The sequence below is a fragment of the Pseudomonas sp. GT1P32 genome, from assembly GCF_054897805.1.
In genome coordinates this window covers 4,917,561-4,944,194 of sequence record NZ_CM142704.1, presented here as the reverse complement: position 1 = coordinate 4,944,194, position 26,634 = coordinate 4,917,561, and the positions used below count along the sequence as shown (strand labels likewise).

Here is a 26,634-nt window from a genome sequence, read left to right as displayed (position 1 = left end):
TCAGGTGCCGGCGCCCCAGATCCCGCCCAGGTTCTGCAGCAGCGAACCGGCGACGCCCTGCTGACCGAAGTATTGCAGAATCAGCGGGGCAAACTGACCGATCATGCCGGTGTCCATGCCCAATGCGCTGAACGCATTGTTCAGGTCATTGGTGTCCTTGACGTTACCCAAGACATTGTCCAGCCCGGCCACCTTGCCGGACGAACCGAGCAAACCGGCGATGGCACCCAGTTCACCGCCGCCGGACAGCATGTCGATGCCCGGTACGCTTTTGGCCAGTTCCGAATAGTCGGTTGAACTCAATTGATTCTTCGCCAGGCCGAGCATCGCTCCGGTGCCGCCAATCATTTGTTGTGGCGTCAGGTTCAACTCGCTGAGCGCACCCAGCAGATCGGCTGTTTCAGCCGTCGGCGCTGCCGCTGTGGCGGCGTTATCGCCCTTCATGCCGGAAATGGCACCGGCTGCATCGCTCAAGCTGAACTGAGCGAAGACCGGACTGGCCACCAGAGTCATGAGCGATGCCAGTACAAAACCACGTGAAACCTTCATCCAGACATCCTCTTGTGCCATGAAAACCGCCCGGCAACGAGCGGAAAAACCTGCCGATTTGACTCGGCTTCTGCCGGCATGTTCCTCAGGCGTGCATCCATTTTTAGCCCGCTCGCGTATATAAAACGTGAAATCCCGGATGCCGCGCGATGAATGGCACGACCGCTCCCGCTGAACTAGCCTGTGAACAACCGGGCAGAACCCGCTGCCGCCCTGCCATCGCCTGGAGAACCGTTATTTCCCTCGCCGACACCGATCAGCTCAGGCAGCTTCTGGCCCAATGCTCACTGGGCGACCGCCGCGCGTTCGAGACGCTTTACCGTCATGTCGGCCCGCGTTTGCACGGTGTTGCCCTGCGGTTCATGGGGCGTGCGGATCTCGCGGAAGAAGTGTTGCAGGAAAGCTTCGTGCGCATCTGGAACAACGCATCGCGCTACGAGGCGCATCTGTCGGCGCCGTTGACCTGGATGATCAACATCACGCGCAACCAAGCGATTGACCAGTTGCGCAAACACCGCGACCGGCCGCTGACTGATCTTGAAGAGCAAGCGCTGGTGGATGAAAGCCCCTCGGCCCACGAACAATTGAGCCGCGCCCGCGACGCCAGCGCGTTGAACCGTTGCCTGGACAGTCTTGAAGGCATGCAGCGTCAATCGATCACTGTCGCGTACTTTCAGGGGCTGTCGTGTACCGAACTGGCGGAACACCTGGCCGCGCCGCTGGGCTCGGTGAAATCCTGGATCCGCCGTGGCATGGAACGCCTGCGCCGGTGCCTTGAATCATGAACTATCAAACCCCGCCCCTGCGCCGCGCCCTCGCCGCCGATTACGCCATTGGCCTGATGCCCGCTTCCGCCCGTCGGCGTTTCGAGCAGTTGTTGCTGGACGATGCGGCGTTGCGTGCAGAACTGGCGCAGTGGCAGGAAAGCCTGGCCAGCCTGACTGAAGCGCTGCCCGAACCCCCTGTGCCGGATCGCGTGTGGCGCGGCATTACTGCGCGAATTGATCCGCAAGTGCTGCATGTGCCTGAGAAACGTCCTTTCTGGAACTGGCTGCGGATGACGGCGGCCGTCTGTTCACTGGTGATCGCGGTGACCTTGGGCGTGCTCTATACCCGTGACAGTGCACGTTACAGCGCTACGTTGTTGACGGCCGACGCGCAGCCAGCGCTGAAGGTTGAAGCGCATGAAGATTATCTGAAGGTCGAGCCGCTGACGCTGGCCGCGGTTGATCCGGGACGCAGCCTGGAGTTGTGGGCGATCCCGGCGGATGGCAAACCGATTTCCCTTGGCGTGATTCCGCTGGGCGGCAAGGGTCGGGTCGAGCTGAGCGATGCGCAGAAAGCGTTGATCGGCAAGCCGATTGCGCTGGCGGTGAGTCTTGAGCCGAAGGGTGGTTCGCCGACTGGCCAACCGACCGGACCGGTTCTCTATCAAGGTGCGCTCGCAGCACTTTGACCACACCGCCCCTTGTAGGAGCCGGCTTGCTGGCGATTCAGGCAACGCGGTGTGCCAGATACACCGCCATCGCCGGCAAGCCGGCTCCTACAGTGTTTGGCATACACACCATAAAAAACGGCGACCCGAGGGTCGCCGTTTTGCATTGCGTGAAGCCTTATGCCGCGCTGAACAGTTTGTGCGGATCGATCACAAACTTCTTCGGTACGCCCGCATCGAATTCACCGTAGCCCTGAGGTGCTTGATCCAGGCTGATCACCTGAACGCCCACCACTTCGGCGATGTTGATGCGGTCCCACATGATCGCCTGCATCAGCTGGCGGTTGTACTTCATCACCGGGGTCTGGCCGGTGTGGAAGCTGTGGGATTTGGCCCAGCCCAGACCGAAGCGAATGCTCAGGCTGCCCATTTTCGCGGCCGCGTCCACGGCACCTGGATCTTCAGTCACGTACAGGCCAGGGATACCGATTTTGCCAGCCACCCGAACCACGCCCATCAGCGAGTTGAGCACGGTGGCCGGAGCCTCGTGCTTCACGCCGTCATGGCCATGACCGCGTGCTTCGAAGCCTACGGCGTCGACGGCGCAATCCACTTCCGGTTCACCCAGCAGCGCGGCGATCTGTTCGTGCAGCGGCGTGTCCAGGGACAGGTCGGCGATTTCGAAGCCCTGCGCCTTGGCGTGCGCCAGGCGAACGGTGTTGACGTCACCGATGATCACCACCGCCGCGCCCAACAGGCGAGCGGAAGCGGCAGCGGCCAGACCAACCGGACCGGCACCGGCGATGTACACCGTGCTGCCCGGGCCAACGCCAGCAGTCACTGCGCCGTGGTAACCGGTTGGCAGGATGTCGGAGAGGCAGGTCAGGTCGCGGATTTTTTCCATCGCGCGATCGCGGTCAGGCAGTTTCAGCAGGTTGAAGTCAGCGTACGGCACCATCGCGTACTCAGCCTGGCCGCCGGTCCAGTCGCCCATGTCGACATAACCGTAAGCACCGCCCGGACGTGCCGGGTTAACGCTGAGGCAGACGCCGGTGTGCATTTCCTTGCAGGAACGGCAGCGCCCGCAAGCCACGTTGAACGGAACGGACACCAGGTCGCCGATCTGCAGGTTCTCGACGTCGCTGCCCTTCTCGATCACTTCACCGGTGATTTCGTGGCCCAGTACCAGACCGGTTTGAGCGGTGGTACGACCCCGCACCATGTGCTGGTCGGAACCACAGATGTTGGTGGAAACCACGCGCAGGATGACGGCGTGGTTGATCTTCCTGCCACGCGGGTCCTGCATTTTCGGATAGTCGATTTTCTGTACTTCGACCTTGCCAGCGCCGAGATACACCACACCACGATTGCCAGACATGCTTTCACCTCGCTGTTGTTTTTATGTAATAGCCGCGTCGCCCAGGATCGGCGGCGCGTTGATTGCTCGGGTTATTGCCTGTGTGTCTTGTGTTGTTTGTAAGGGCCCCTTCGCGGGCAAGCCTCGCTCCTACATTTGGAACGCATGCCCCTGTAGGAGCGAGGCTTGCCCGCGAAGGCGATCTAAAGAACAACCGTGCGATTGGCGTTGAGGAACACCCGTCGCTCAATGTGATATCCAACGGCTCTGGCCAACGTCAGCCCCTCGATATCCCGCCCCTTGGCGATCAAATCTTCCGGGTAATGACTGTGGTCCACCACCTCCACGCCCTGGGCGATGATCGGGCCTTCGTCCAGGTCGTTGTTGATGTAATGCGCCGTAGCGCCGACCAGTTTCACGCCCTTGTTGTAGGCCTGGTGATACGGCTTGGCGCCTTTGAAACCGGGCAGCAGGGAGTGATGGATATTGATCGCCTTGCCATCGAGTTTGCGGCACAGCTCCGGCGACAACACCTGCATGTAGCGCGCAAGAATCACCAGCTCGGCGCCCGACTCTTCGATCACCTGCAACACCTGGCGCTCTTGCGACGGCTTGTCGTTCGGGTCGAGCGGGAAGTGGTAATACGGAATCTGGTGCCAGTCGGCCAACGGCTTGAGGTCCGGGTGGTTGGAAACCACGGCGGCGACGTCCATCGACAACTGGCCGATGCGTTGGCGGTAGAGCAAATCGTTGAGGCAGTGATCGGCCTTGGAGACCATGATCACCACTTTCGGCCGGTAGTTCGGCGCGGTCAGCTCGAAGATCATGCCGAAGGCCTGGCCGCGTTCTTCCAGGCCTGCGCGGAAGGCTTGTTCGTTGAAGCCATCAGGCTGACGGAATTCCACGCGGATGAAGAAGCGACCCGAGAGCCGGTCATCGAACGAATGGTGCTCGGTGACGTAGCAGCCCTGCTCGAACAGAAAGCGGGTCACCGCGTCCACGGTGCCGAGGACGCTTGGGCAGTCGGCGGTCAGAATCCATGTGTCTGGGGCGCGGCTCATAGTGCGGTGACTCCTGTTGTTATGGGCAACCGCTGCGCGGTTGATCGCCGGCAAGCCGGCTCCTACAGTTTTGGGTCGTTCGCACATGATGTGTACGGCGCGGACCTGTAGGAGCGAGGCTTGCCCGCGAAGGCAATCTCAAGCCTGAACGCTAAGCCCGTACTCGGCCGCCGCATCCTGCAACCACAACCACCAGTAATCCGAGAAGCTGCGACGGATCAGCAGTTCCCAGGTGTCTTCGGCGGTGTGGCGGATCACCAGTTGCGATTTGGCAAACACGGTGCCGACAGCCTTGCCGACCGGGAAGCTGTTGGGGTGTACGTCGTAGCTGGTGGACTTCATCAGCACCTGGCGCACGTTCGGACCGCTCAGTTCGAGGATCTGCTGGCCACCGCTGACGTTGACGATCTGGATGTGCAGGTCCCCCAGCGCTTCACGGAGCTTTTTCTCGGCGGCAAATTCTTCGCCGGTCGGCACGATCAGCAAATACTCATCCGGCCCCATCCATTGCAGGCTGGTTTCACCCTTGACGATCACGGTCAGCGCACTCGGCAATTCGATGCCCAGGGCTTTGTGCACGCCAGCGGCGAACGCGGCATCGTGGCCATCGCCACGGATGGTCAGGTGGCCGAGGAGTTTTTTCTCACGCACGATCACGCCGGCGTTTTTGCGGCCCTTGCCGACCAGGCTGGCGAGGTCGGCATGATGCAACGACGACTCGGCCTTGGCCCCGGTGGTTGGGCGTTGTTGGTAAACATTGGCTGCGGTCATAAAGCACCTTTCCTGAATTCTGTTGTGAGGCTTGCGGTGACTGATCTGGCGTCATCGCCGGCAAGCCGGCTCCTACAAATCGCATACATCCTGTAGGAGCCGGCTTGCCGGCGATGCGGTGCATCAGATGCACCACATCCGGCAATCACACGTTCTGGCGATCGCCTTTCGGATCGAAGAACACCGAAGAAACGATTTCCGCCTCGATCACGCTGCCATCGGCCAGCGGTGCGAATACGCGCTCGCCGATCCGCTTCAAGCCGCCCTTGACCACGCCCATGGCAAACGAATAACCGAGGGAGTTGTGCAGGTAGCTGGAAGTGACGTGACCGACCATCGTCATCGGGATCGTCTGCTTGGTGTTGAACACCAGTTGCGCACCTTCCGGCAGCCATTTGGTCGGATCGATCGGCTTCAGGCCCACCAGTTGTTTACGTTGATCACGCACGCAGTCTTCGCGATTCATGCCACGCCAGCCGATCCACGAGAACGGTTTGGTGCGACCGACACACCAGCCCATGTTCAGGTCGTCCGGGGTCATCGAGCTGTCAGTGTCCTGACCGACGATGATGAAGCCCTTCTCCGCACGCAGGATGTGCATGGTTTCGGTGCCGTACGGCGTCAGGTTGTACTGCTTGCCGGCCTCGGCGATTTTCTCGAGCACGCCCATCGCATAGTCGGCTTGCACGTTGACTTCGTACGACAGCTCACCGGTAAACGAGATCCGGAACACCCGCGCCGGCACACCGCCGACCAGGCCCTCTTTCCAGGTCATGAACGGGAAGGCTTCGTTGCTCAGGTCGATGTCGGTGACTTCGCTGAGCAGCTTGCGGCTGTTCGGCCCGGACAGGGTCATGGTTGCCCAGTGATCCGTCACGGAAGTGAAGTACACCTTCAGCTCTGGCCATTCGGTCTGGGAGTAGATTTCCAGCCATTGCAGCACGCGTGCAGCGCCGCCGGTGGTGGTGGTCATCACGAAGTGGTTGTCGGCGAGGCAAGCAGTGACGCCGTCGTCGAAGACCATGCCGTCTTCTTTGCACATCAGGCCATAACGCGCCTTGCCCACGTCGAGCTTGGTCCACGCGTTGGTGTAGATGCGGTTGAGGAACTCACGCGCATCCGGGCCTTGAATGTCGATTTTGCCGAGGGTCGACGCATCCAGCAGGCCGACGCTGTCGCGCACGGCTTTGCATTCGCGTTTCACGGCGGCGTGAATGTCTTCACCGTTTTTCGGGAAGTACCAAGGACGTTTCCACTGACCGACGTCTTCGAATTCGGCGCCATTCTTCACGTGCCAGTGATGCAGCGCAGTGAAGCGGACAGGTTCGAAGATGTGCCCACAGTGACGGCCGGCTACCGCGCCGAAAGTCACCGGCGTGTAGTTCGGACGGAACATGGTGGTGCCCATCTGCGGGATGGTCACGTTCAGCGAACGGGCGGCGATGGCCAGGCCGTTGACGTTGCCGAGCTTGCCCTGGTCGGTGCCGAAGCCCAGTGCGGTGTAGCGTTTGACGTGCTCGACCGACTCGAAGCCCTCGCGGGTCGCCAGTTCGATGGCGGCGGCGGTGACGTCGTTTTGCAGGTCGACGAATTGCTTCGGCGCACGTGCGGTGTTCTTTTCGTGCGGCACCTGGAACAGCGCCAACGTAGGCTCTTCCAGACGGCTCAGGGCTTTCGGCAAGGTGCCTTCGACCACGCTGAAACCGGCTTCGCTGGCTGCGCGAGCGCCGCCTTCAAAACCGTCGGCCAGCGAATCGCCGAGACCGTAGACGCCGTTGATGCCACCGACGCACACGCGTTTCTGCGGTGCTTCGCCCGGTACGAAACCGAGGATGTCTTCACGCCAGATCGGCTTGCCACCCAAGTGCGAAGCCAGGTGAACCACCGGGCTGTAACCGCCGGAACTGGCAACCAGGTCGCATTCGAGCCACTCGCCAGGGCTGGTCACGGAGTGGGCTTTGACATCGATCGCGGCAACGCGAGCGGCGGTCACGTGCTTGCTGCCACGGGCCTCGATCACGGCGCTGCCGGTCAGGATGCGAATGCCTTTGGCGCGGGCTTCTTCCACCAGCGCACCACGTGGGTTGCTGCGGGCGTCGGCGATGGCCACCACTTGCAGGCTGGCGTCGAGCCAATCCAGTGCAACGCGGTAGGCGTGATCGTTGTTGGTCGACAGCACCAGTTTTTTACCCGGTGCCACGCCGTAGCGACGGACGTAAGTCGACACAGCGCCGGCGAGCATGTTGCCCGGCACGTCGTTGTTGCCGTAGACCAGTGGACGCTCGTGAGCGCCGGTCGCCAGCACCACACGCTTGGCGCGCACGCGGTGGATGCGTTGACGCACCTGGCCAATCGGGGCGCGGTCGCCGAGGTGATCGGTCAGGCGCTCGTGGATGGTCAGGAAGTTATGGTCGTGGTAGCCGTTGACCGTGGCGCGCGGCAACAGCAGCACGTCCGGGGTGTTCTTCAGTTCGTCGAGGACGCTGGCGACCCACTCCACGGCAGGCTTGCCGTCGAGGCTTTCGCGGGAGTCGAGCAGGCTGCCGCCGAACTCTTCCTGCTCATCGGCCAGGATGACGCGAGCACCGCTGCGAGCGGCTGCCAAAGCAGCGGCCAGGCCAGCCGGGCCACCGCCGACGATCAGCACGTCGCAATGCTGGTTCATGTAGTCGTAGGTGTCCGGATCGTTCTCGGTCGGCGAGCGGCCAAGACCTGCAGCCTTACGAATGTACTTCTCGTAAGTCATCCAAAACGATTGCGGGTACATGAAGGTTTTGTAGTAGAAGCCCGGTGGCATCAGCTTGCCGCCGACCTTGCCGAGAATCCCCATCATGTCGTTGTTCACGCTCGGCCAGCCGTTGGTGCTGGTGGCGACCAGGCCCTGGTACAGCGCTTGTTGCGTGGCGCGTACGTTCGGAATTTGCGTGGCTTCGGTCGCGCCGATCTGCAGCACGGCGTTCGGCTCTTCGGCACCGGCGGCGAAGATGCCGCGCGGACGGGAGTACTTGAAGCTGCGACCGATGATGTCGACGCCGTTGGCCAGCAGTGCAGCGGCCAGGGAATCGCCTTCAAAGCCTTTGTAGGTCTGGCCGTTGAAGGTGAAGCTCAGCACTTTGTTGCGGTCGATCCGTCCGCCGTTGGACAGGCGATTGATCTGGCTCATACCTTCTCTCCCAGAGCCGTCGTAGCCGCTTTCGAGCTATCGGTCTTGTCGGTGAATTGTGGCTTGGTGCCGATCTTGTAGGTCTCGAGAATCTCGTAGGTCACGGTGTCGCGGGTGACGTTGAAGTACTGACGGCAACCGGCAACGTGATCCCACAGCTCGTGGTGCAGGCCGCGAGGGTTATCGCGGAAGAACATGTAGTCGCCCCACTCCTCGTCGGTGCAGGTGTTCGGATCCAGTGGACGCGGGATGTGCGCCTGGCCGGATGCGTGGAATTCCTCTTCAGAGCGCAGCTCGCCGCAGTGAGGACAGAAGATATGCAACATGGGGATTTCTCCTGTTAGTGGGCAACCGCAGCAGCGCCGTGTTCATCGATCAACGCACCGTTGTGGAAACGGTCGATGGAGAAAGGTGCGGCCAACGGGTGCATTTCACCCTTGGCCAGACTCGCGGCAAACACGTTGCCCGAGCCAGGTGTTGCCTTGAAGCCGCCGGTGCCCCAACCGCAGTTGAAGAACATGTTCGGGACCGGGGTTTTCGAGATGATCGGGCAGGCATCCGGCGTGGTGTCGACGATGCCGCCCCACTGCCGGTTCATGCGCACGCGGGACAAGACCGGGAACATCTCGACGATGGCCTGGATGGTGTGCTCGATCACCGGGTACGAACCACGCTGGCCGTAGCCGTTGTAGCCGTCGATACCGGCGCCGATCACCAGGTCGCCCTTGTCGGACTGGCTGATGTAACCGTGTACGGCGTTGGACATGATCACGCTGTCGATAATCGGCTTGATCGGCTCGGACACCAGCGCTTGCAGCGGGTGGGATTCGATCGGCAGACGGAAACCGGCAAGTTTGGCCATGTGCCCGGAGTTACCGGCCGTGACCACGCCGACGCGCTTGGCGCCGATGAAACCCTTGTTGGTTTCAACGCCGATGCACACGCCGTTTTCCTTGCGGAAACCGATCACTTCGGTCTGCTGGATCAGGTCCACGCCGAGTGCGTCGGCGGCACGGGCAAAGCCCCATGCCACGGCATCGTGACGGGCCACGCCGCCGCGACGCTGGACGGTTGCGCCCATCACCGGGTAGCGGGTGTTCTTGGAGCAGTCGAGGTACGGAATCTCGTCCGCTACTTGCTTGGCATCGAGCAGTTCGCCGTCCACGCCGTTGAGGCGGTTGGCGCTGACCCGACGCTCGGAATCACGAATGTCCTGCAGGGTATGGCACAGGTTGTAGACGCCGCGCTGGGAAAACATCACGTTGTAGTTCAGGTCCTGGGACAGGCCTTCCCACAGTTTCATCGCGTGTTCGTACAGGTGCGCCGACTCGTCCCACAGGTAGTTGGAGCGAACGATGGTGGTGTTGCGCGCGGTGTTACCGCCGCCCAGCCAGCCTTTTTCGACCACGGCCACGTTGGTGATGCCGTGTTCCTTGGCCAGGTAGTAAGCCGTGGCGAGACCATGCCCGCCGCCGCCGACGATGACCACGTCGTAGACCTTTTTAGGGGTCGGCGTGCGCCACATTTTCTGCCAGTTTTCGTGATGGCTGAGGGAGTGTTTGAAGAGGCCGAAGCCCGAGTAGCGTTGCATAGTCATTTACTCCAAAACCGCGCTCAGCGATAAACCGGGAAGTCCGCGCACAGGGCCGACACTTGCTGCGCGACGTTCGCTTCGACATCGGCGTCGCCGAGGTTGTCGAGGATGTCGCAGATCCAGCCGGCCAGCGTGACGCACTGGGTCACCTTGAAGCCGCGCGTGGTCACCGCAGGGGTGCCGATGCGCAGGCCGGAAGTGACGAACGGCGACTGTGGATCGTTCGGGACAGCGTTCTTGTTCACAGTGATGTGGGCGCGACCGAGTGCTGCATCCGCCTCTTTGCCGGTGAGGCCCTGACGAATCAGGCTGACCAGGAACAGGTGGTTATCGGTGCCGCCGGACACTACATCGTAGCCGCGTTTGATAAATACGCCGGCCATGGCTTGGGCGTTATCGATCACTTGTTGCTGGTAAACCTTGAAACCGGGCTCCAGCGCTTCCTTGAAGCACACCGCTTTACCGGCGATCACGTGCATCAGCGGGCCGCCCTGGGCACCCGGGAATACGGCTGCGTTGAGCTTCTTCTCGATTTCTTCGTTGGCCTTGCACAGGATCAGGCCGCCACGCGGACCGCGCAGGGTCTTGTGGGTAGTGGTGGTCACCACGTCGGCGTACGGCAGCGGGTTCGGGTACAGGCCGGCAGCGACGAGACCGGCAACGTGGGCCATGTCGACGAACAGCAGCGCACCGACCTTGTCGGCGATCTGACGGAAGCGTGGGAAGTCGAGGGTCTTGGAGTAAGCCGAGAAGCCGGCAACGATCATTTTCGGCTTGCACTCGACGGCCAGGCGCTCGACTTCGTCGTAGTCGATCAGGCCGGTCTTGGTGTCGATGCCGTACTGCACGGCGTTGTACAGCTTGCCCGAAGACGAAACCTTGGCGCCGTGGGTCAGGTGACCGCCATGGGCCAGGCTCATGCCCAGAATGGTGTCGCCGGCTTGCAGCAGGGCCAGGTAAACGGCGCTGTTGGCCGAAGAACCGGAGTGTGGCTGCACGTTGGCGTAATCGGCGCCGAACAGTTGCTTGGCGCGTTCGATGGCCAGCGCTTCAACCTTGTCGACGTGCTCGCAGCCACCGTAGTAGCGCTTGCCCGGATAACCTTCGGCGTATTTGTTGGTCAGGCCGCTGCCCTGCGCTTCCATGACGCGTTTGCTGGTGTAGTTTTCGGACGCGATCAGCTCGATGTGATCTTCCTGGCGTTGCTCCTCGGCATTCATCGCCGCCAGCAGTGCATCGTCGTAACCCTGGATCTGGTCTTGCTTGCTGAACATCGCGTCTCTCCCAGCGGCATCTGTGCGCCATTCGTCTCGGTAAGGCACGGCGTTTCGGCAGTGCCCTTTGATAGCGATGGTATGACCGGCGCAGACAGGTCAAATGCCTACGGACGCCACGCAAAGGTGCGTTTACGACATGGCGGGAAATGGCATGCCGAACACGCCCCCCGAACCAGCGGAGATCCCCTGTAGGAGTGAGCCTGCTCGCGAAGGCGGAGTGTCAGGCGACATCAATGTTGCTGATACGCCGCCTTCGCGAGCAGGCTCGCTCCCACAGGGGTTATGCGGCGATCTGGCGGACGAGTAACAGCAAGAGGAAATGCAGCGGATAAAGGGCATACGCCCAGCGCCGCATTGGCGGTGGCTTGATATGTCGCCCATGTCGCAACAAGACCAGCCCCAGCCATGGCGCGATCAGGCACGTGGCTATACCGAAGATCGCCGCACGATTCCCCAGCCGGGCGGAGTAATACAGCACCTCCCACTGATTGGCGGCCAGACAGATCAACCCCGGCAACAGGCTGAAATACCAGGACCGCCGGATCACCAGCAGCATGACCAGGGGCAGTAGCACACCGAAGAAGCCGAACATCAGTCGCTCCGGGAACAGCGCCGCCAGGATCAGCGCGCCCGCCGCGATCAGTCGTGATTGCAGCATCGGGTGCTGCCAGCCGCGCGCAACCAGCAATCCGAGCGCCAGCGTCGGCATTACGTTGAGGGTATCGGGATCAGGAATGAACATCCTGTAGGGGATTTCGCTAATGATGCTGAATAGAACCAACCAGCCCAGATACCGCCATTGATGTGTTACTTGTCGTGAACGCGACAGGTTCGCCGCCATTGCCAGACAGAACCACGGAAACGCCAGTCGTCCGGGCACATACAGCAGATCGAGGGAATAACCGACATATCGCAGGTGATCGAGCACCATGCTCAGCAGCGCCAGCCACTTGAGCAGATCCAGTGCCCCATCCCGTTGAGTCATGTGCATAATCGCCCGTCGTCTTTGTATTTTTCTGTCAGACGCATCCTGTGTGCTCGCCGGATGATCTTCGGTAAAGTGCGCACCATCATTGACCACGAGACGCTTCACCATAAGCGTCCCGACCACGGAAAGCAGGGCCATGACCGATAAGAGCCAACAATTCGCCAGCGACAACTATTCCGGTATCTGCCCTGAAGCCTGGGCGGCGATGGAACAGGCCAACCACGGCCACCAGCGCGCCTACGGCGACGATGAATGGACCGCTCGCGCGTCCGATGATTTCCGCAAACTGTTCGAAACCGACTGCGAAGTGTTCTTCGCGTTCAACGGCACCGCCGCCAACTCCTTGGCCCTGTCGTCGCTGTGCCAGAGTTACCACAGCGTGATCTGCTCGGAAACCGCCCACGTCGAAACCGACGAATGCGGCGCGCCGGAGTTCTTTTCCAACGGCTCCAAGCTGCTGGTCGCCCGCACCGAGAACGGCAAGCTGACCCCGGAATCGATCCGTGAAGTGGCCCTCAAGCGCCAGGACATTCACTACCCGAAACCGCGCGTCGTGACCCTGACCCAGGCCACCGAAGTCGGCAGCGTCTACACCCCGGAAGAAATCCGCGCCATCAGCGCCACCTGCAAAGAACTCGGCCTGAACCTGCACATGGACGGCGCGCGTTTCTCCAACGCCTGCGCATTCCTAGGCTGCACGCCGGCCGACCTGACCTGGAAGGCCGGCGTTGACGTGCTCTGCTTCGGCGGCACGAAAAACGGCATGGCAGTGGGTGAGGCGATTCTGTTCTTCAACCACAAACTGGCCGAAGACTTCGACTACCGCTGCAAGCAGGCCGGGCAACTGGCCTCGAAAATGCGCTTCCTCTCGGCGCCGTGGGTCGGGATTCTGGAAAACGATGCCTGGCTCAAATATGCCCGCCACGCCAACCATTGTGCGCAACTGCTGGCGGAACTGGTCAGCGATATCCAGGGCGTGGAACTGATGTTCCCGGTGCAGGCCAACGGCGTGTTCCTGCAACTCTCGGAACCGGCCATCGCCGCACTGACCGCCAAGGGCTGGCGCTTCTACACCTTCATCGGCAACGGCGGTGCCCGCTTCATGTGCTCCTGGGACACCGAGGAAGAACGCGTACGCGAACTGGCGGCAGATATCCGCGAAGTAATGTCCCGCTAACGACACAAACCCTGTAGGAGCCAGCTTGCTGGCGATTGCCGCAACGCGGTGTGCCTGACACACCGCCATCGCCGGCAAGCCAGCTCCTACAAATTCCCGCCCCGCCTCCCATTCCGTGTACGACACAAACCCTGTAGGAGCCAGCTTGCTGGCGATTGCCGCGACGCGGTACACCCGACACACCGCCATCGCTAGCAAGCCAGCTCCTACAAATTCCCGCCCTGCCTCCCATTCCGTGTACGACACAAACCCTGTAGGAGCCGGCTTGCTGGCGATCCAGACAACGCGGTGTGCCTGACACACCGCCATCGCTAGCAAGCCAGCTCCTACAAATTCGCGCCCTGCCTCCCATTCCGTGTACGACACAAACCCTGTAGGAGCCAGCTTGCTGGCGATTGCCGCGACGCGGTACACCCGACACACCGCCATCGCTAGCAAGCCAGCTCCTACAAATTCGCGCGCTGCCTCCCATTCCGTGTACGACACATAACCTGTAGGAGCCGGCTTGCTGGCGATCCAGACGACGCGGTGTGCCTGACACTCCGCCATCGCCGGCAAGCCGGCTCCTACACATTCGCGCCCTGCCTCCCATTCCGTGTACGACACAAACCCTGTAGGAACCGGCTTGCTGGCGATCCAGACAACGCGGTATGCCTGATGGCAAGATGCACCACGCATGTTGGTCTACATTGAAACGCTCAAGTAACAATAATCAGGAGCGTACGCATGTCCCTTCAAGGCAAAACCCTGTTCATCACCGGCGCCAGCCGCGGGATTGGTCGTGAGATCGCGCTGCGGGCCGCGCGCGATGGGGCCAACATCGTGATTGCAGCCAAAAGTGCCGAGCCGCACGCCAAATTGCCGGGCACGATTTTCAGTGTCGCAAAGGAAGTCGAAGCCGTAGGCGGCAAGGCGCTGGCCTTGCAAGTGGATGTGCGCGATGAAGTCGCGGTGCGTGAGGCACTGGCCCAGGCCAACGAACATTTCGGCGGCATCGATGCGCTGATCAATAACGCCGGCGCGATCAAGCTGACCGGGGTTCAGCACATCGAACTCAAGCGCTTTGACCTGATGCACCAGATCAACACCCGCGCCGTATTGCTATGCAGCCAGGCAGCCTTGCCTTACTTGAAGAAGAGCAGCGGCCATATCCTCAACCTGTCACCGCCACTGAACCTGGCAACCAAGTGGTTCGCCCAATACAGCCCGTACACCGTGACCAAATACGGCATGAGCATGCTCACGTTGGGCATGAGCGAGGAATTCAAGAACTATGGCATCAGCGTCAACTCGCTGTGGCCGCAGACCATGATCGCCACTGCCGCCATCGAGTTTCAATTGGGCTCACGCGAGTCGTTCAAACATGCGCGCACGCCGGAAATCATGGCGGACGCCGCCCACGTCATCCTGGACAGCAGCGGTCGCAGCATCACCGGCCGGTTGCTGATTGACGAGGAAATTCTGCGGGAAAATGGCGTAATCGAATTCGAACACTATCGGTTCGCCCCTGACAGCAGCGACACGCTGATGCCGGATCTGTTTATCGACTGAAGAAACACGAAAACCTGTGGGAGCGAGCCTGCTCGCGAAGGTGGATCAGCAACATTGATGTCACCTGAAACTACGCCTTCGCGAGCAGGCTCGCTCCTACAGGGGTCATTGAGCAGCCTGTTAGAACTCGATACGCACGTCGCCCTTCGGCACGCTGCAGCACGACAAAATGTACCCTTCGGCTTCGTCTTCCTCGGTGATCCCGCCGTTGTGGTCCATTTCGACCTCGCCACCCAGCTTCATCACCTTGCACGTACCGCAGATGCCCATGCCGCAGGCCTTGGGAATCAACAGACCGAGCTTGGCCGCCGCCGCATGCACGGTTTCACCCGGCGCCACGCGAATGCTCTTGCCGGAGGCCGTGAATTCCACTTGATGCAGATCCGCCACGTCGACTTCCGGCGCATCCGCCGCTTGTTCGGCTTGCTCCACCGCATCGGCGCGGGCTTCCGGTGGCGTCGCGCCGAAGGACTCTTCGTGATAGCGCTTCATATCGAAGCCAGCGGCCTCGAGCATGCGCTTGACCGCGTTCATGTACGGCGTCGGGCCGCAGCAGAACACTTCGCGTTCAAGGAAGTCCGGCGCCATCAACTCGAGCATCTTGTGATTCAGATAACCGCGATAGCCGGCCCACGGTTCACCCAGACCATGCTTTTCGCAGATCAGGTGCAGGCTGAAGTTGTCGATCCGCGACGCCATGTGTTCCAGCTCGCGGTGGTAAATGATGTCCTTGGGCGAACGGGCGCTGTGGATAAACACCATGTCGACATTGCCGTTGGTGTCGTAGAACCAGCGCGTCATCGACATCACCGGCGTAATACCGACACCACCGCTGAGGTAGAGCACTTTCGGCGCGGTGAAGTCCATGGCGTTGAACAACCCGACCGGCCCGTGCACCGCCAGTTCCTGGCCTTCATGCAGGGTGTCGTGCAGCCAGTTGGAAACCTTGCCGCCCGGTACGCGCTTGATCGTTACCGAAAAGCTGTACGGCACCGAGGGCGAGCTGGAAATGGTGTAGGAGCGCATGATCGGCACGCCTTCGATTTCCAGTTCCAGGGTGACGAACTGACCCGGTTTGAAGAAGAACAGGATCGGCTGGTCGGCCATAAAGCAGAAGGTGCGCACATCCCAGGTTTCCTGGATGACTTTGACGCAACGGACGATGTGTCGGCCATTGGCCCAGGTCTGGGTGGTTACCGGATTCAGGAAGCTGTTGGACATGCTGTTCTCCACCGCCGATGGTCGGCCTTATGTTGACGATTCTGCGTATAGCGCAGGCCACCCATTTACCTATCTGCGACATTCACATACTTATCGCGACCAGCCCCCAACTACCGGGGGTTGCGCGTCGGGAACAGATTGGGCCATGTCGCCCATGGATAAGGTTCCGCGCAACGGCGGCCCCACACTCGCCCCATACCAAGACATACCCTTTACACCTTGCGTAGCAAACCTGATTAGCCACTTTCGCCGGCCACACAGAATGGCCTTGAGGATCACATCGATGGACGTCACCGCAAAAATCAGCCTGGGCGATCCGCTGGAACCCGCACGCAAGGCCACCGCACAGATGCTGCAAGAGCGCGAGCGCACCTTTTCGCTGCCGCAGCCGTTTTACTCTGACGAGCGGCTGTTTGATATCGACATGCAGGAGATCTTCCAGAAAGAGTGGTTGATCGCCGGCATGACCTGCGAGATCCCGACCAAGGGCAACTACCTGACCCTGCAAGTCGGCAAGAACCCGATCATCGTGATTCGCGGCGCCGAAGGCGTGGTTCACGCCTTCCACAACGTCTGCCGTCACCGCGGTTCGCGGCTGTGCACCAGTGAAAAAGGCAAGGTCGCCAAGCTGGTCTGCCACTACCACCAGTGGACCTACGAGCTGGACGGCCGCCTGCTGTTCGCCGGCACCGAAATGGGCGCCGACTTCGACATGAAGCAATACGGCCTGAAACCGGTGAACGTGAAGACCGCCGGCGGTTACATCTTCATCAGCCTGTCGGAGAATCCACCGGCCATCGATGACTTTCTGTCGACGCTGAACCATTACATGGAACCGTACGACATGGAGAACACCAAGGTGGCGATTACCACCACCTTGATGGAAAAAGCCAACTGGAAACTGGTGCTGGAAAACAACCGCGAGTGCTACCACTGCAACGCGTCGCACCCGGAGCTGCTGAAAACCCTGCTGGAATGGGACGACGTTACCGACCCGCGCGCCGACCAGGCGTTCAAGGACCACGTCGCCGCGTCCGCCGCTGCCTGGGAAGCCGAAAAGATTCCTTACGCCCACGCCAGCTTCGGCCTGCGTAACCGTATCGTGCGCATGCCGCTGCTCAAGGGCACCGTGTCGATGACCATGGACGGCAAACAGGGTTGCGCCAAACTCATGGGCCGCATCAAGAACCCGGACCTGGGCTCGATGCGCATCCTGCACCTGCCGCACTCGTGGAACCACTGCATGGGCGACCACATCATCGTCTTCACGGTGTGGCCGATCAGCGCGCAGGAAACCATGGTCACCACCAAGTGGATCGTGCACAAGGACGCGGTCGAAGGTGTCGACTACGACGTGGAACGCATGCGCCAGGTCTGGGATGCCACCAACGACCAGGACCGTCGTCTGGCTGAAGAAAACCAGCGCGGCATCAACTCCTCGGCGTACCAGCCAGGGCCTTACTCCAAGACCTATGAGTTTGGTGTGGTTAACTTTGTGGACTGGTACAGCGAGCGTCTGCTGAACAACCTCGGCGCGGAGCCTGCGCCTTACCTCAAAGGGGTTCCGGTTCAGGGTTAAAGATCAAAAGCATCGCGAGCAAGCTTGCTCCTACAAAGGATCTGAGTCGTACACAAGTTCTGTGAACGCCTCAGACCTGTAGGAGCAAGCTTGCTCGCGATGACGCCATCCCTCGCAACACATCCCCTTCTGACTCTCCGCGACCTTAGAACTGTACGAAATATGATCTATGCCGTTCGGCGCTATGCCGTTCGTGGCTCCCAGCCTTCCGCAAACAAGTTATCCACACCTCCACCCACAGCTAATGGGGACAAGTGTGCGATGACCCCAAACTTTCTCCACAGAAACCGAAGAAAATCCGTGACTTATCCAGAAGCAGGGTTTTCAACAGCGATTGGTTGTTTTTTGATCTCACACCTGAAAGCCACGCAATACGTGGCCTGTAGCGGATGGCGAACACCTTATCCACAGAAGCGCCAACAGACTTTGGGGGCAACTTCGCTGCCTCTGTGGAAAACCGCCAAAAGCCGCGATAAATCTGGGTTTACCCGAGGTTCGCCCCTCCAAACCGGCAAATTGATCATTTTTTAATCATGCAGCTAACAAGCCCGGTTTATATGGCCTGTAGCGGACAGCGAACATCTTATCCACAGAAGCGCCAACAGAGATTGGGGGCAAGTATTGGCGAACGAACAGACTTACCCTCTGGAAAAAGCTCGAAAAAACCGCAACTTAGGCTGGTTGTTTTTTGTACGAAGGCTCGCAGGGCTTGATTTGTATGGTGTGTAGCGATGGGCGAACACGTTATCCACAGAAGCGCTAACAGGGATTGTGGGTAACCGTGATCAAACCCTGTTGAAACAGGACAAGCCCGAAGCAATATCCAGATTCAGCTCGTAATCATTGAATGCACGCCATCCGAGCAAGATCGACGGCACGTACTGCCCAAGCAGCATCGATGGCGGGATCGTAAAGTCCGGATAGTACTTATAGGCGATCAATCGGGTACGCCCGGACAGGCTCAACTCGCCCTTGAAGATCAGGTGGTGCGGCTTATCGATGACATGAACAGGTGAAGCGCCGGGCGAGGCGGATGTCAGGTAATCCACATTGCCGGTGTCGATAATCGCCACGGTCGCACGCCGATCCAGCCGCGCAGCGAGGGTCAATCGTTGATTGATGTCGATACGCACGAAGGTGACCGGCGAATCACATCGTGTGGGCGCCGCAGCGTTGATCTCCAGCGTCTTTTTCGTAATGTTCAATCGTCCCAGCTTACCGATCAGATCGAGCCCCAATAAGTTATCCCGCTCACTGACAAACACCAGGACGTTCCTGAACTCGCTTGCACCGATCTTCAGGGACTCAAGGATTCCGAGTTTGGCCGCCAGGTCCCGCTCGCCGTAGAAGGTGCTGTAGCCGTAATCAGAGTCGGTCAGCAGCTTGATGCCCATCTGCTTCGCGGTTTCGCTGTTGACCCGGGTTTGCGGGGCGCCCGTGTCCAGAATGAAGCACGCCGAAACACCGTTGGCGGCTTTGACATCGAGATACGGCAGCACCTCATTCGTCACGTGGCCATCATTCGGGAAAGGATGAATCGGCAGCACTTCGCGTCGCGGTGATTTTGTCAGCGAGAAATCGGCGACCTGTCGCAAGGTCGCGATTGATTCACCGCCGAACATGGAGAACAACTGTTGGAGTTCAGGGTCATTGGCGATGGCTTGAGCATGGCGCAGCTTGATTGCCAGGTAGTAATCGGGCAGCTGGTTGGCGGCCTTGGTCTCGAACATTCTGGCGAGAACGGTGACTGAACAATTGAGGTTTTTATCGGGCGCCAACACCTGATCGCAGTGTTGCTTCATCTGTGCCAGGGAGGCGTGCCGCCCCTGCGCAGAGTCGATCCATTGATAGAAATCCGGATCGCCCTGGCGGGTATCAGCGGCCGCAGTCATCACAATCAGCATCACGCCACAGATCAGACATGTCTCACGCCGACTGACCGTGTTCATCAGCAACCCATTCCTGAAAACGAGTTTTATGAATCAGCGCTGCTGCCGCCTCGGGCCGCTCATTAAGAAATGTAGCTCACTAGGGCCACTGCATGAGGTAAGCGTCGCCGGTCACCCGAATCATCGGGTGTGGCGTGATCTGGCAGGTATCGACGATGCGGAAACCATGCCGCTCATAGAACCGACGGGCGCCGGTGTTGACGGCGTAATCGATCAGGCTCAAGCCCTTGAGCCCCAACTGGCTGGCGCGTTCGTGAGCGTGGGCGAGGAACTGCTTGCCAAGGCCCTGGTTGCGCCAGCCCTCGTGCAGCGCGAGGCTGGAGATGTAGAGCGTGTCGGGGATTTCCATGTCGGCGTAAGGCGCCAGCACCGGGTCGGTCGTGGGCTCGGCCAGCGGATCGTGGCGCATCACGTAGCTGTGCATCATGCCGATGACGTGGCCGTCGGCCTCGGCGATGAGGCAGTTCTGGTAGGAAAAATCCACGTCGTCACGGGCGTAACGCAGGGCGCCGACGTCCAACAGGTCCTGGCCGGGTTCGGCGATTTGGCTCCAGATGTAATCCGAAGCGCCTTCCGAGGAAATCTGAAACAAACGGGCAATATCCCGCGCGTCGCTGCGCAAGGCCGAACGAAATTCAACGGTCATTATTTTGTCCCTTGTAGGAGCGGGCTTGCTCGCGAAGGCGGTGTGTCAGGCAATATTAATGTCGACTGACACACCGCTTTCGCGAGCAAGCCCGCTCCCACCTTTTTGATCTGTGCTGAGTGTTGGTTAGCGGACCACGCCTTCTTCGATCAGCAATTTGAGAATCGCTTCGGCACCCGCTTGCGCGGTTACACCCTTGAGCACCTGCCCGCCGCCGCCACTGGCCTTGGCTGTCGCCGCTTTCATCCGGTCCGCGCCGCTTTTGGCTTTGATCACCTTCAAGCGTTTAGGCCGAGGTTTGGCCGGTTGCAGCGTCGATACGGCCAGCAACTCATCATCGATCACTTCGACTTCATCCGCCTGCAACACACCCCGCCGGGCCGGGCCGTACGCGCTCTGACGAGGCTTCGGCGCCGCGTTATCCACAGTCGCCAGGAATGGCAGCCGCACCTTCAAACGACGGCGCTGACCACGGGGCAACGCTTGAAGGACAAGCGCCGAACTGCCATCGATAGACTCCACCTGAGCCAGCCCGACCACCAGCGGCCAGCCGAGGTTTTCCGCCAGCAGGAACGGCAGCATGCCCGAGCCCTCGCCGGTTTCTGCCTGACTGCCAGTCAGCACGACTTGTGCTCCGGCATCGCGCAAATAGGCGGTCAACGCCGGCAAGGCATCGGCACCGGATGGTTGCTCCAGCACATGCAGCTGTTCCAAGCCCATGCCCAGATAGGCGCGCAGCGCAGGCTCAGCGACGTCGCCGGCATGCAGCACTTGCAGGTTATCCCCAGCCAGTTGCAAGCCCAGCTCTACGGCCCGCGCATCCTGCTCCGCGCGACGTGGCCGGCCGGAGGTCGGGTGGGCGCCGATGGACACCAGGCTGATGATTTTCGTGCTCATAACCCTTTCCTTCCCTTAAGCCGCATCGCGCTTGGCGTCGTCGCGATAAGCCGCTATCGCATCGATCAAGGCTTGAAGAATCTCGGCGCTCTCGCCGATCACCGACAGGTCGGCCCGTTTGATCATGTCGCAACCTGGGTCGAGGTTGATCGCCACCACCTTGTCGCAGGCACCGATGCCTTGCAGGTGCTGGATCGCCCCGGAAATCCCCACCGCCACGTAGACCCTCGCGGTGACCCACGTGCCGGACGCGCCGACCTGACGGTCACGGGCCATGAAGCCATCGTCCACCGCCACACGGGATGCGCCTTCGGTGGCGCCGAGCGCTTCGGCAGTCCTGTGGAAAAGTCCCCAGTCCTTGACGCCGTTGCCGCCGGAGAAGATGAACTCGGCTTCGGCCATCGGAATGGCTGCCGGGTCCACGGCCACAGCGCCCAGATCCTCGATCCGCGACAAGCTGCGCGCCACGGTTGTGGATAACTCCACCGGCAAGGCTTCATGACGGGTTTCGCTGACCGGCTCGGCGCATTCAGCGGCGGCCAGAATCAAGCGTGCGACCGGACGCGCAAGGTCTTGCAACCCGGCGCCAGCGCGGCCGATGCATTCCTGATCCTTGACCTGCCAGACCCGTGTGGCCGGGCGTTCGCCCAGGGCAGCGGCAAAGCGCCGACCGAGTTCGCCGCCACCGCTGCGGCTGTCCGGCAGCAGCCAGTGACGCGGGCTGAACTGGTTATCCACAGCCCGCAGGCCCTGGACACGTTGCTCCGGTGCATAACCACTGAATTCGTCGCCTTCGAGCACCAGCAAGCGATCGACGCCGGCGGTGGCAAAGGCGTTTTCCTTGTGTTCGCCGAAGACCACGGCCAATACCGCGCCGTCCTTGCCGGCCAACTGGTGGGCCAGGCCGAGCAAATCCTTGTCGTGGCTGCTCAAGCGGCCGCCGACCATGTCCGGCACCACGTTGATGTAAAACGCAGGTGCTGGCACTTGATGCAGCGGCAATTGCACTTCAACAGCGGCCGAGCGTTTGGTTGCCCCGCCCTGCTGCGCGCCGCTGCGGTCGATGCGCTTGATGCCGTTAGGACCGATAAAACCGATACCATGCGGGTTCTTGCGAATGATGCCGTTCGGCCCCATCCAGCTGTGTTGCGCCGGCTGCATGGCCGCGTGCAGCGGGTGCAGGCGGTTACGGGCAATCCATTCGGCGCGGGGGTCGCGGCGGATAATGTCGCTCATCAGTGGGCCTCCGCAGGTTCACGTTGGGCCGGTGTGGACGGTTTGCTTGGCGCTGCGTCTTCAAGCAGTGCGTCCGCCACCAGCTCGGCGATGTCCTTGATCAACGGCCGAGGTTCGACCACGCCTTCGAGCATCGCGGTGCACTGTGGGCAACCCACGGCCACCAGTTCGGCGCCCGTTTCGCGGATGTCTTCCATGCGCATGTCGGGGATCCGCTGCTTGCCCGGAATGTCGGTGATCGGCGCTCCGCCACCGCCGCCGCAGCAGCGTGAACGAAAACCGGAGCGTTGCATCTCTTTCACTTCAATCCCGAGGGCGCGCAGCACTTCACGCGGCGCCTCGTACTCGCCGTTGTAGCGACCGAGGTAGCACGGGTCGTGATAGGTCACGCTGCTGCCTTTGTGCTGGCCGAGATTGAGCGCGCCGGCGTCGATGATTTCGGCCATGTAGGTGCTGTGGTGCTGCACCAGGTAGTTGCCGTCGAAGGCGCCGTATTCGTTTTTCAGCACGTGGAAGCTATGCGGGTCGCAGGTGACGATGCGGTTAAAGCTGTATTTGGCCAGGGTCTGGATGTTGCGTTTGGCCAGCAACTGGAACGTCGCTTCGTCGCCCAGACGTCGGGCCACATCACCGCTGTCGCGTTCTTCGAGACCGAGTACCGCGAAGTCGACCTTGGCCGCTTTCAGCACTTTGACGAAGGCACGCAGGGTGCGCTGGTTGCGCATGTCAAAGGCGCCGTCGCCGACCCAGAACAACACGTCGGTGGATTTCTTCTCGCTGAGCAGATTGAGGTTCAAATCCGCTGCCCAGTTCATCCGGCCACCCGGTGCGAAACCGCCAGGGTTGTCGGTGGCAATCAGGTTTTCCAGGACTTCGGCGCCCTTGTTCGGGGTCGCGCCTTTTTCCAGGGTCAGATGGCGACGCATGTCGACGATGGCATCGACGTGCTCGATCATCATCGGGCATTCCTCGACGCAGGCACGGCAGGTGGTGCAGGACCACAGGGTTTCGGCGTCCACCAGACCGTTGACGATTGGTTGATGCGGATTGCCCGCGTGTTCGCCGATGGCTTTGCCCGGATAGGGGCTACCGGCGAACTTGGCATCGGTGCCGCCAGCAAGGCCGACGACCATGTCCTGAATCAGCTTTTTCGGGTTCAGCGGCTGGCCGGCGGCGAACGCCGGGCACGCGGCTTCACATTTACCGCATTGCACGCAGGCGTCGAAACCGAGCAGTTGGTTCCAGGTAAAATCCTTGGGTTTTTCCACGCCCAGCGGTGCGTTTGGATCGTTCAGGTCGAGCGGTTTCAAACCGGTGGAACGACCACCGCCAAAACGTTCGGCGCGGCGGTGCCAGGCCAGGTGCAGGGCACCGGCGAAGGCGTGCTTCATCGGCCCGCCCCAGGTCATGCCGAAGAACAATTCCGAGACGCCCCACAGCACGCCGATCCCGAGGATCACCGCCAACAGCCAGCCACCGAAGTTTTCCGGGAAGATGCCCGCGACCGGCAGGGTCACCAGGAAGAACGACGCGGAGAACGCCAACAGGCTTTTCGGCAGACGCATCCACGGGCCTTTGGACAAACGGGCCGGAGGGTTGCGTCGACGCAGGTACACAAAGATCGCACCGACGAACATCACCGTCGTCATCAACAGCAGCGCGTAGCCGAGGAAGCGGTTATGCAGGCCGAAGCCGTGCACCAGAATCGCCAGAACCACCGACGCCACGGCACCACCGGCCGTGGCCACGTGGGTGTTGGCGATGTATTTGTCTCGCGCGACGACATGGTGCAAATCGACCATGTAGCGCTTGGGCATGGCGAACAGGCCACCGATCAGGTCGACCTTGGAGGCTCGGCCCCGGCGCCACATAGCCACCCGCCGCAACGCGCCGAGGACAGCAAGGCCCAGGGCAGCGAACAACAGGATTGGAAGAAGGGTGTTCAACATGGTGGAGCTCCCAAAGACCGCAGGGTCTTGCAGGCCAAACTACCTGGATGCCTTGCCCGATTCCTGTAGGAGCGAGGCTTGCCCGCGAAAGCGATGGGTCAGCCGACAACAATGTTGAATGTCAGGACGCCTTCGCGGGCAAGCCTCGCTCCTACAGGGTTATCCACAAGCTCTTAGAAATCCTTGCACAGCCGCAGCGCGTCGTAGATCGCCGCGTGCACGTTACGCTGGGCCACGCAGTCGCCGATGCGGAACAGCAAGTAGCCGTCACCGCTCTGCTCAAGGCATGGCTGCGGCTTGATCGCGAACAAGGCTTCGACGTCGATCTGGCCTTTGTTACGCGAGCCGTCCTTCAGCGCGTAGTAGATTTCTTCGTCCGGGCGCACGCCGTTTTCCACGACCACCTGGTCGACCACCCGCTCCTCTTTGGCACCGGTGTATTCGTTTTCCAGTACCGCCACCAGCTTGTCGCCTTCGCGATAGACCTTCTCCAGCATCATGTCGCCGGTCATGATCACTTCTTTCGGGTACATGCTGCGGTAGTAAGTCGGGAACGACGTACCGCCAATCGCTACGCCCGGCTTGATGTCGTCGGTGACGATCTCGACCTGGCTGCCCTTGTCGGCGAGGAAGTCGGCGGTCGACATCCCGGTGAACTCGCAAATCGTGTCGTAGACCAGCACGTTCTTGCCCGGCGCGACCTTGCCGTCGAGCACGTCCCAACTGCTGACCACCAAGCCTTCAGCCGCGCCCCAGTGTTCGTTCTGCTCAAGGAACGGATGGCCGCCGACAGCCAGCACCACCACATCCGGACGCAGGTCCATGATGGTCGGTGCATCAGCCGCAGTGCCCAGGCGCAGGTCGACTTTCAACCGTGCCAGTTCCAGCTGATACCAGCGGGTGATACCGGCGATCTGGTCACGCTGCGGCGCTTTCGACGCCGTGGTGATCTGCCCGCCGATGAATTCCTTTTTCTCGAACAGGGTCACGTCGTGGCCACGTTCGGCGGCCACGCGGGCGGCTTCCATACCGGCAGGACCGGCACCGACCACCACCACCTTGCGTTTCACGCCAGTGGTTTTTTCGATGATGTGCGGCAGGCCCATGTATTCACGGGAGGTCGCCGCGTTCTGGATGCACAACACATCCAGGCCTTGATACTGACGGTCGATGCAGTAGTTCGCGCCGACGCATTGTTTGATCTGGTCGATCTGCCCCATCTTGATCTTGGCGATCAGGTGCGGGTCAGCGATGTGTGCGCGAGTCATGCCGACCATGTCGACGTAACCGCCTTCCAGAATACGGGTCGCCTGGTTCGGGTCCTTGATGTTCTGTGCGTGCAGCACCGGAACCTTGACCACTTCCTTGATACCGGCCGCCAGGTGCAGGAACGGCTCCGGCGGATAACTCATGTTCGGAATCACGTTGGCCAGGGTGTTGTGGGTGTCGCAACCCGAACCCACGACGCCGAGGAAATCGAGCATGCCGGTGTCGTCGTAATACTTGGCAATCTGCTTCATGTCCTCGTGGGACAGGCCGTCCGGGTGGAATTCGTCACCGCAGATACGCATACCCACGCAGAAATCATCACCGACTTCGGCGCGCACGGCTTTCAACACTTCCAGACCGAACTTCATGCGACCTTCGAAGGTGCCGCCCCATTCGTCGGTACGCTTGTTGACCCGTGGGCTCCAGAACTGGTCGATCATGTGTTGGTGCACGGCCGACAGCTCGACACCGTCCAGGCCACCGGCCTTGGCGCGGCGTGCCGCTTGCGCGTAGTTGCCGATCACCCGCCAGATTTCTTCCGGTTCGATGGTTTTGCAGGTGGCACGGTGCACCGGTTCACGGATACCGGACGGCGACATCAGCGTCGGCCAGTTGAAACCGTCCCAGCGCGAGCGCCGGCCCATGTGGGTAATCTGAATCATGATCTTGGCGCCGTGCTTGTGCATGGCGTCGGCCAGATTCTGGAAGTGCGGAATAATGCGGTCGGTGGACAGGTTCACCGAACTCCACCACTCCTGCGGGCTGTCAACAGCCACCACGGAGGAACCGCCGCAAATCGCCAGGCCGATCCCGCCCTTGGCTTTCTCTTCGTAATACTTGACGTACCGATCGGTGGTCATGCCGCCGTCGGTCGCGTAGACCTCGGCGTGCGCGGTGCTGAGCACGCGGTTACGGATGGTCAGTTTGCCGATCTGGATCGGCTGGAACATTGCTTCGAAAGCCAT

The 26,634-nt window shown here is 60.9% G+C and carries 21 protein-coding genes; 5 read left to right on the top strand and 16 right to left on the bottom strand.

Annotation, left to right across the window (positions count from 1 at the left end):
- Positions 1–549, bottom strand: coding sequence for a DUF2780 domain-containing protein (locus tag ACYZUC_RS22625; protein ID WP_461990501.1), 549 nt, complete (start codon positions 547–549; stop codon positions 1–3).
- A 149-nt stretch (positions 550–698) separates the two neighbouring features.
- Here ACYZUC_RS22625 and ACYZUC_RS22620 point away from each other — a divergent pair, with 149 nt between their 5' ends.
- Together ACYZUC_RS22620 and ACYZUC_RS22615 are read left to right on the top strand one after the other, a co-directional pair.
- Complete coding sequence (locus ACYZUC_RS22620; RefSeq protein ID WP_461990499.1) at positions 699–1,334, top strand: sigma-70 family RNA polymerase sigma factor; 636 nt, start codon at positions 699–701, stop codon at positions 1,332–1,334.
- The gene (locus ACYZUC_RS22615; RefSeq protein ID WP_461990497.1) at positions 1,331–2,005 is read left to right on the top strand and encodes an anti-sigma factor; all 675 of its coding nucleotides are present in this window, start codon (positions 1,331–1,333) and stop codon (positions 2,003–2,005) included. The genes ACYZUC_RS22620 and ACYZUC_RS22615 overlap by 4 nt, the downstream gene beginning before the upstream one ends.
- Positions 2,006–2,162: 157 nt before the next feature.
- On the opposite strand, the gene fdhA is transcribed toward ACYZUC_RS22615, so the two are convergent.
- From fdhA to ACYZUC_RS22575, 8 genes are all read right to left on the bottom strand, one after another.
- Complete coding sequence (fdhA, locus tag ACYZUC_RS22610) at positions 2,163–3,362, bottom strand: formaldehyde dehydrogenase, glutathione-independent (protein ID WP_017341178.1); 1,200 nt, start codon at positions 3,360–3,362, stop codon at positions 2,163–2,165.
- 182 nt (positions 3,363–3,544) lie between these two features.
- Positions 3,545–4,402 (bottom strand): formyltetrahydrofolate deformylase, encoded by an 858-nt coding sequence (gene purU, locus ACYZUC_RS22605; RefSeq protein ID WP_461990495.1) that lies wholly within the window; start codon positions 4,400–4,402, stop codon positions 3,545–3,547.
- A gap of 138 nt (positions 4,403–4,540) precedes the next feature.
- Positions 4,541–5,173, bottom strand: a complete 633-nt coding sequence (locus ACYZUC_RS22600; RefSeq protein ID WP_008035033.1) for a sarcosine oxidase subunit gamma — start codon at positions 5,171–5,173, stop codon at positions 4,541–4,543.
- A 145-nt stretch (positions 5,174–5,318) separates the two neighbouring features.
- Positions 5,319–8,336, bottom strand: coding sequence for a sarcosine oxidase subunit alpha (locus ACYZUC_RS22595; protein WP_461990493.1), 3,018 nt, complete (start codon positions 8,334–8,336; stop codon positions 5,319–5,321).
- Complete coding sequence (locus ACYZUC_RS22590) at positions 8,333–8,662, bottom strand: sarcosine oxidase subunit delta (protein WP_008035036.1); 330 nt, start codon at positions 8,660–8,662, stop codon at positions 8,333–8,335. The genes ACYZUC_RS22595 and ACYZUC_RS22590 overlap by 4 nt, the downstream gene beginning before the upstream one ends.
- 14 nt (positions 8,663–8,676) lie before the next feature.
- The gene (locus ACYZUC_RS22585; RefSeq protein ID WP_007947735.1) at positions 8,677–9,927 is read right to left on the bottom strand and encodes a sarcosine oxidase subunit beta; all 1,251 of its coding nucleotides are present in this window, start codon (positions 9,925–9,927) and stop codon (positions 8,677–8,679) included.
- 23 nt (positions 9,928–9,950) lie between these two features.
- Positions 9,951–11,204: a serine hydroxymethyltransferase gene (glyA, locus tag ACYZUC_RS22580; RefSeq protein WP_461990490.1), complete on the bottom strand. Its 1,254-nt coding sequence runs from the start codon at positions 11,202–11,204 to the stop codon at positions 9,951–9,953.
- A gap of 283 nt (positions 11,205–11,487) precedes the next feature.
- Complete coding sequence (locus tag ACYZUC_RS22575; protein ID WP_461996747.1) at positions 11,488–12,198, bottom strand: TraX family protein; 711 nt, start codon at positions 12,196–12,198, stop codon at positions 11,488–11,490.
- A gap of 133 nt (positions 12,199–12,331) precedes the next feature.
- Between ACYZUC_RS22575 and ACYZUC_RS22570 the strand changes: the two genes are divergently transcribed.
- Positions 12,332–13,372, top strand: a complete 1,041-nt coding sequence (locus ACYZUC_RS22570; protein ID WP_008035042.1) for a threonine aldolase family protein — start codon at positions 12,332–12,334, stop codon at positions 13,370–13,372.
- Between the two features lie 726 nt (positions 13,373–14,098).
- Positions 14,099–14,923, top strand: coding sequence for an SDR family oxidoreductase (locus tag ACYZUC_RS22565; protein WP_461990488.1), 825 nt, complete (start codon positions 14,099–14,101; stop codon positions 14,921–14,923).
- A gap of 120 nt (positions 14,924–15,043) precedes the next feature.
- Here the strand turns inward: ACYZUC_RS22565 and gbcB are convergent, their stop codons facing one another.
- Complete coding sequence (gene gbcB / locus ACYZUC_RS22560) at positions 15,044–16,144, bottom strand: glycine-betaine demethylase subunit GbcB (protein WP_461990486.1); 1,101 nt, start codon at positions 16,142–16,144, stop codon at positions 15,044–15,046.
- Between the two features lie 283 nt (positions 16,145–16,427).
- Here gbcB and gbcA point away from each other — a divergent pair, with 283 nt between their 5' ends.
- The gene (gbcA, locus tag ACYZUC_RS22555; RefSeq protein ID WP_414912705.1) at positions 16,428–17,723 is read left to right on the top strand and encodes a glycine-betaine demethylase subunit GbcA; all 1,296 of its coding nucleotides are present in this window, start codon (positions 16,428–16,430) and stop codon (positions 17,721–17,723) included.
- Between the two features lie 785 nt (positions 17,724–18,508).
- Here gbcA and ACYZUC_RS22550 read toward each other — a convergent pair.
- The 6 genes from ACYZUC_RS22550 to dgcA all read right to left on the bottom strand — a co-directional run bounded on the left by ACYZUC_RS22550 (position 18,509) and on the right by dgcA (position 26,634).
- The gene (locus ACYZUC_RS22550) at positions 18,509–19,672 is read right to left on the bottom strand and encodes a retropepsin-like aspartic protease (RefSeq protein WP_461990484.1); all 1,164 of its coding nucleotides are present in this window, start codon (positions 19,670–19,672) and stop codon (positions 18,509–18,511) included.
- Positions 19,673–19,751: 79 nt separating this feature from the next.
- The gene (locus ACYZUC_RS22545; RefSeq protein ID WP_461990482.1) at positions 19,752–20,318 is read right to left on the bottom strand and encodes a GNAT family N-acetyltransferase; all 567 of its coding nucleotides are present in this window, start codon (positions 20,316–20,318) and stop codon (positions 19,752–19,754) included.
- 126 nt (positions 20,319–20,444) lie between these two features.
- Complete coding sequence (gene etfB / locus ACYZUC_RS22540; RefSeq protein ID WP_008044824.1) at positions 20,445–21,215, bottom strand: electron transfer flavoprotein subunit beta; 771 nt, start codon at positions 21,213–21,215, stop codon at positions 20,445–20,447.
- A 15-nt stretch (positions 21,216–21,230) separates the two neighbouring features.
- The gene (gene etfA / locus ACYZUC_RS22535) at positions 21,231–22,451 is read right to left on the bottom strand and encodes an electron transfer flavoprotein subunit alpha (protein WP_461990480.1); all 1,221 of its coding nucleotides are present in this window, start codon (positions 22,449–22,451) and stop codon (positions 21,231–21,233) included.
- Positions 22,451–24,400 (bottom strand): dimethylglycine demethylation protein DgcB, encoded by a 1,950-nt coding sequence (gene dgcB, locus ACYZUC_RS22530; RefSeq protein WP_461990478.1) that lies wholly within the window; start codon positions 24,398–24,400, stop codon positions 22,451–22,453. The genes etfA and dgcB overlap by 1 nt, the downstream gene beginning before the upstream one ends.
- Positions 24,401–24,573: 173 nt before the next feature.
- Positions 24,574–26,634, bottom strand: a complete 2,061-nt coding sequence (dgcA, locus tag ACYZUC_RS22525; protein WP_461990476.1) for a dimethylglycine demethylation protein DgcA — start codon at positions 26,632–26,634, stop codon at positions 24,574–24,576.

What these genes read in the sequence shown, in the direction of transcription:
- ACYZUC_RS22625 (WP_461990501.1), bottom strand. Translation starts at nt 549, where the DNA reads ATGAAGGTTTCACGTGGTTTTGTACTGGCATCGCTCATGACTCTGGTG.
- ACYZUC_RS22620 (WP_461990499.1), top strand. Translation starts at nt 699, where the DNA reads ATGAATGGCACGACCGCTCCCGCTGAACTAGCCTGTGAACAACCGGGC.
- ACYZUC_RS22615 (WP_461990497.1), top strand. Translation starts at nt 1,331, where the DNA reads ATGAACTATCAAACCCCGCCCCTGCGCCGCGCCCTCGCCGCCGATTAC.
- fdhA (WP_017341178.1), bottom strand. Translation starts at nt 3,362, where the DNA reads ATGTCTGGCAATCGTGGTGTGGTGTATCTCGGCGCTGGCAAGGTCGAA.
- purU (WP_461990495.1), bottom strand. Translation starts at nt 4,402, where the DNA reads ATGAGCCGCGCCCCAGACACATGGATTCTGACCGCCGACTGCCCAAGC.
- ACYZUC_RS22600 (WP_008035033.1), bottom strand. Translation starts at nt 5,173, where the DNA reads ATGACCGCAGCCAATGTTTACCAACAACGCCCAACCACCGGGGCCAAG.
- ACYZUC_RS22595 (WP_461990493.1), bottom strand. Translation starts at nt 8,336, where the DNA reads ATGAGCCAGATCAATCGCCTGTCCAACGGCGGACGGATCGACCGCAAC.
- ACYZUC_RS22590 (WP_008035036.1), bottom strand. Translation starts at nt 8,662, where the DNA reads ATGTTGCATATCTTCTGTCCTCACTGCGGCGAGCTGCGCTCTGAAGAG.
- ACYZUC_RS22585 (WP_007947735.1), bottom strand. Translation starts at nt 9,927, where the DNA reads ATGCAACGCTACTCGGGCTTCGGCCTCTTCAAACACTCCCTCAGCCAT.
- glyA (WP_461990490.1), bottom strand. Translation starts at nt 11,204, where the DNA reads ATGTTCAGCAAGCAAGACCAGATCCAGGGTTACGACGATGCACTGCTG.
- ACYZUC_RS22575 (WP_461996747.1), bottom strand. Translation starts at nt 12,198, where the DNA reads ATGCACATGACTCAACGGGATGGGGCACTGGATCTGCTCAAGTGGCTG.
- ACYZUC_RS22570 (WP_008035042.1), top strand. Translation starts at nt 12,332, where the DNA reads ATGACCGATAAGAGCCAACAATTCGCCAGCGACAACTATTCCGGTATC.
- ACYZUC_RS22565 (WP_461990488.1), top strand. Translation starts at nt 14,099, where the DNA reads ATGTCCCTTCAAGGCAAAACCCTGTTCATCACCGGCGCCAGCCGCGGG.
- gbcB (WP_461990486.1), bottom strand. Translation starts at nt 16,144, where the DNA reads ATGTCCAACAGCTTCCTGAATCCGGTAACCACCCAGACCTGGGCCAAT.
- gbcA (WP_414912705.1), top strand. Translation starts at nt 16,428, where the DNA reads ATGGACGTCACCGCAAAAATCAGCCTGGGCGATCCGCTGGAACCCGCA.
- ACYZUC_RS22550 (WP_461990484.1), bottom strand. Translation starts at nt 19,672, where the DNA reads ATGAACACGGTCAGTCGGCGTGAGACATGTCTGATCTGTGGCGTGATG.
- ACYZUC_RS22545 (WP_461990482.1), bottom strand. Translation starts at nt 20,318, where the DNA reads ATGACCGTTGAATTTCGTTCGGCCTTGCGCAGCGACGCGCGGGATATT.
- etfB (WP_008044824.1), bottom strand. Translation starts at nt 21,215, where the DNA reads ATGAGCACGAAAATCATCAGCCTGGTGTCCATCGGCGCCCACCCGACC.
- etfA (WP_461990480.1), bottom strand. Translation starts at nt 22,451, where the DNA reads ATGAGCGACATTATCCGCCGCGACCCCCGCGCCGAATGGATTGCCCGT.
- dgcB (WP_461990478.1), bottom strand. Translation starts at nt 24,400, where the DNA reads ATGTTGAACACCCTTCTTCCAATCCTGTTGTTCGCTGCCCTGGGCCTT.
- dgcA (WP_461990476.1), bottom strand. Translation starts at nt 26,634, where the DNA reads ATGGCTTTCGAAGCAATGTTCCAGCCGATCCAGATCGGCAAACTGACC.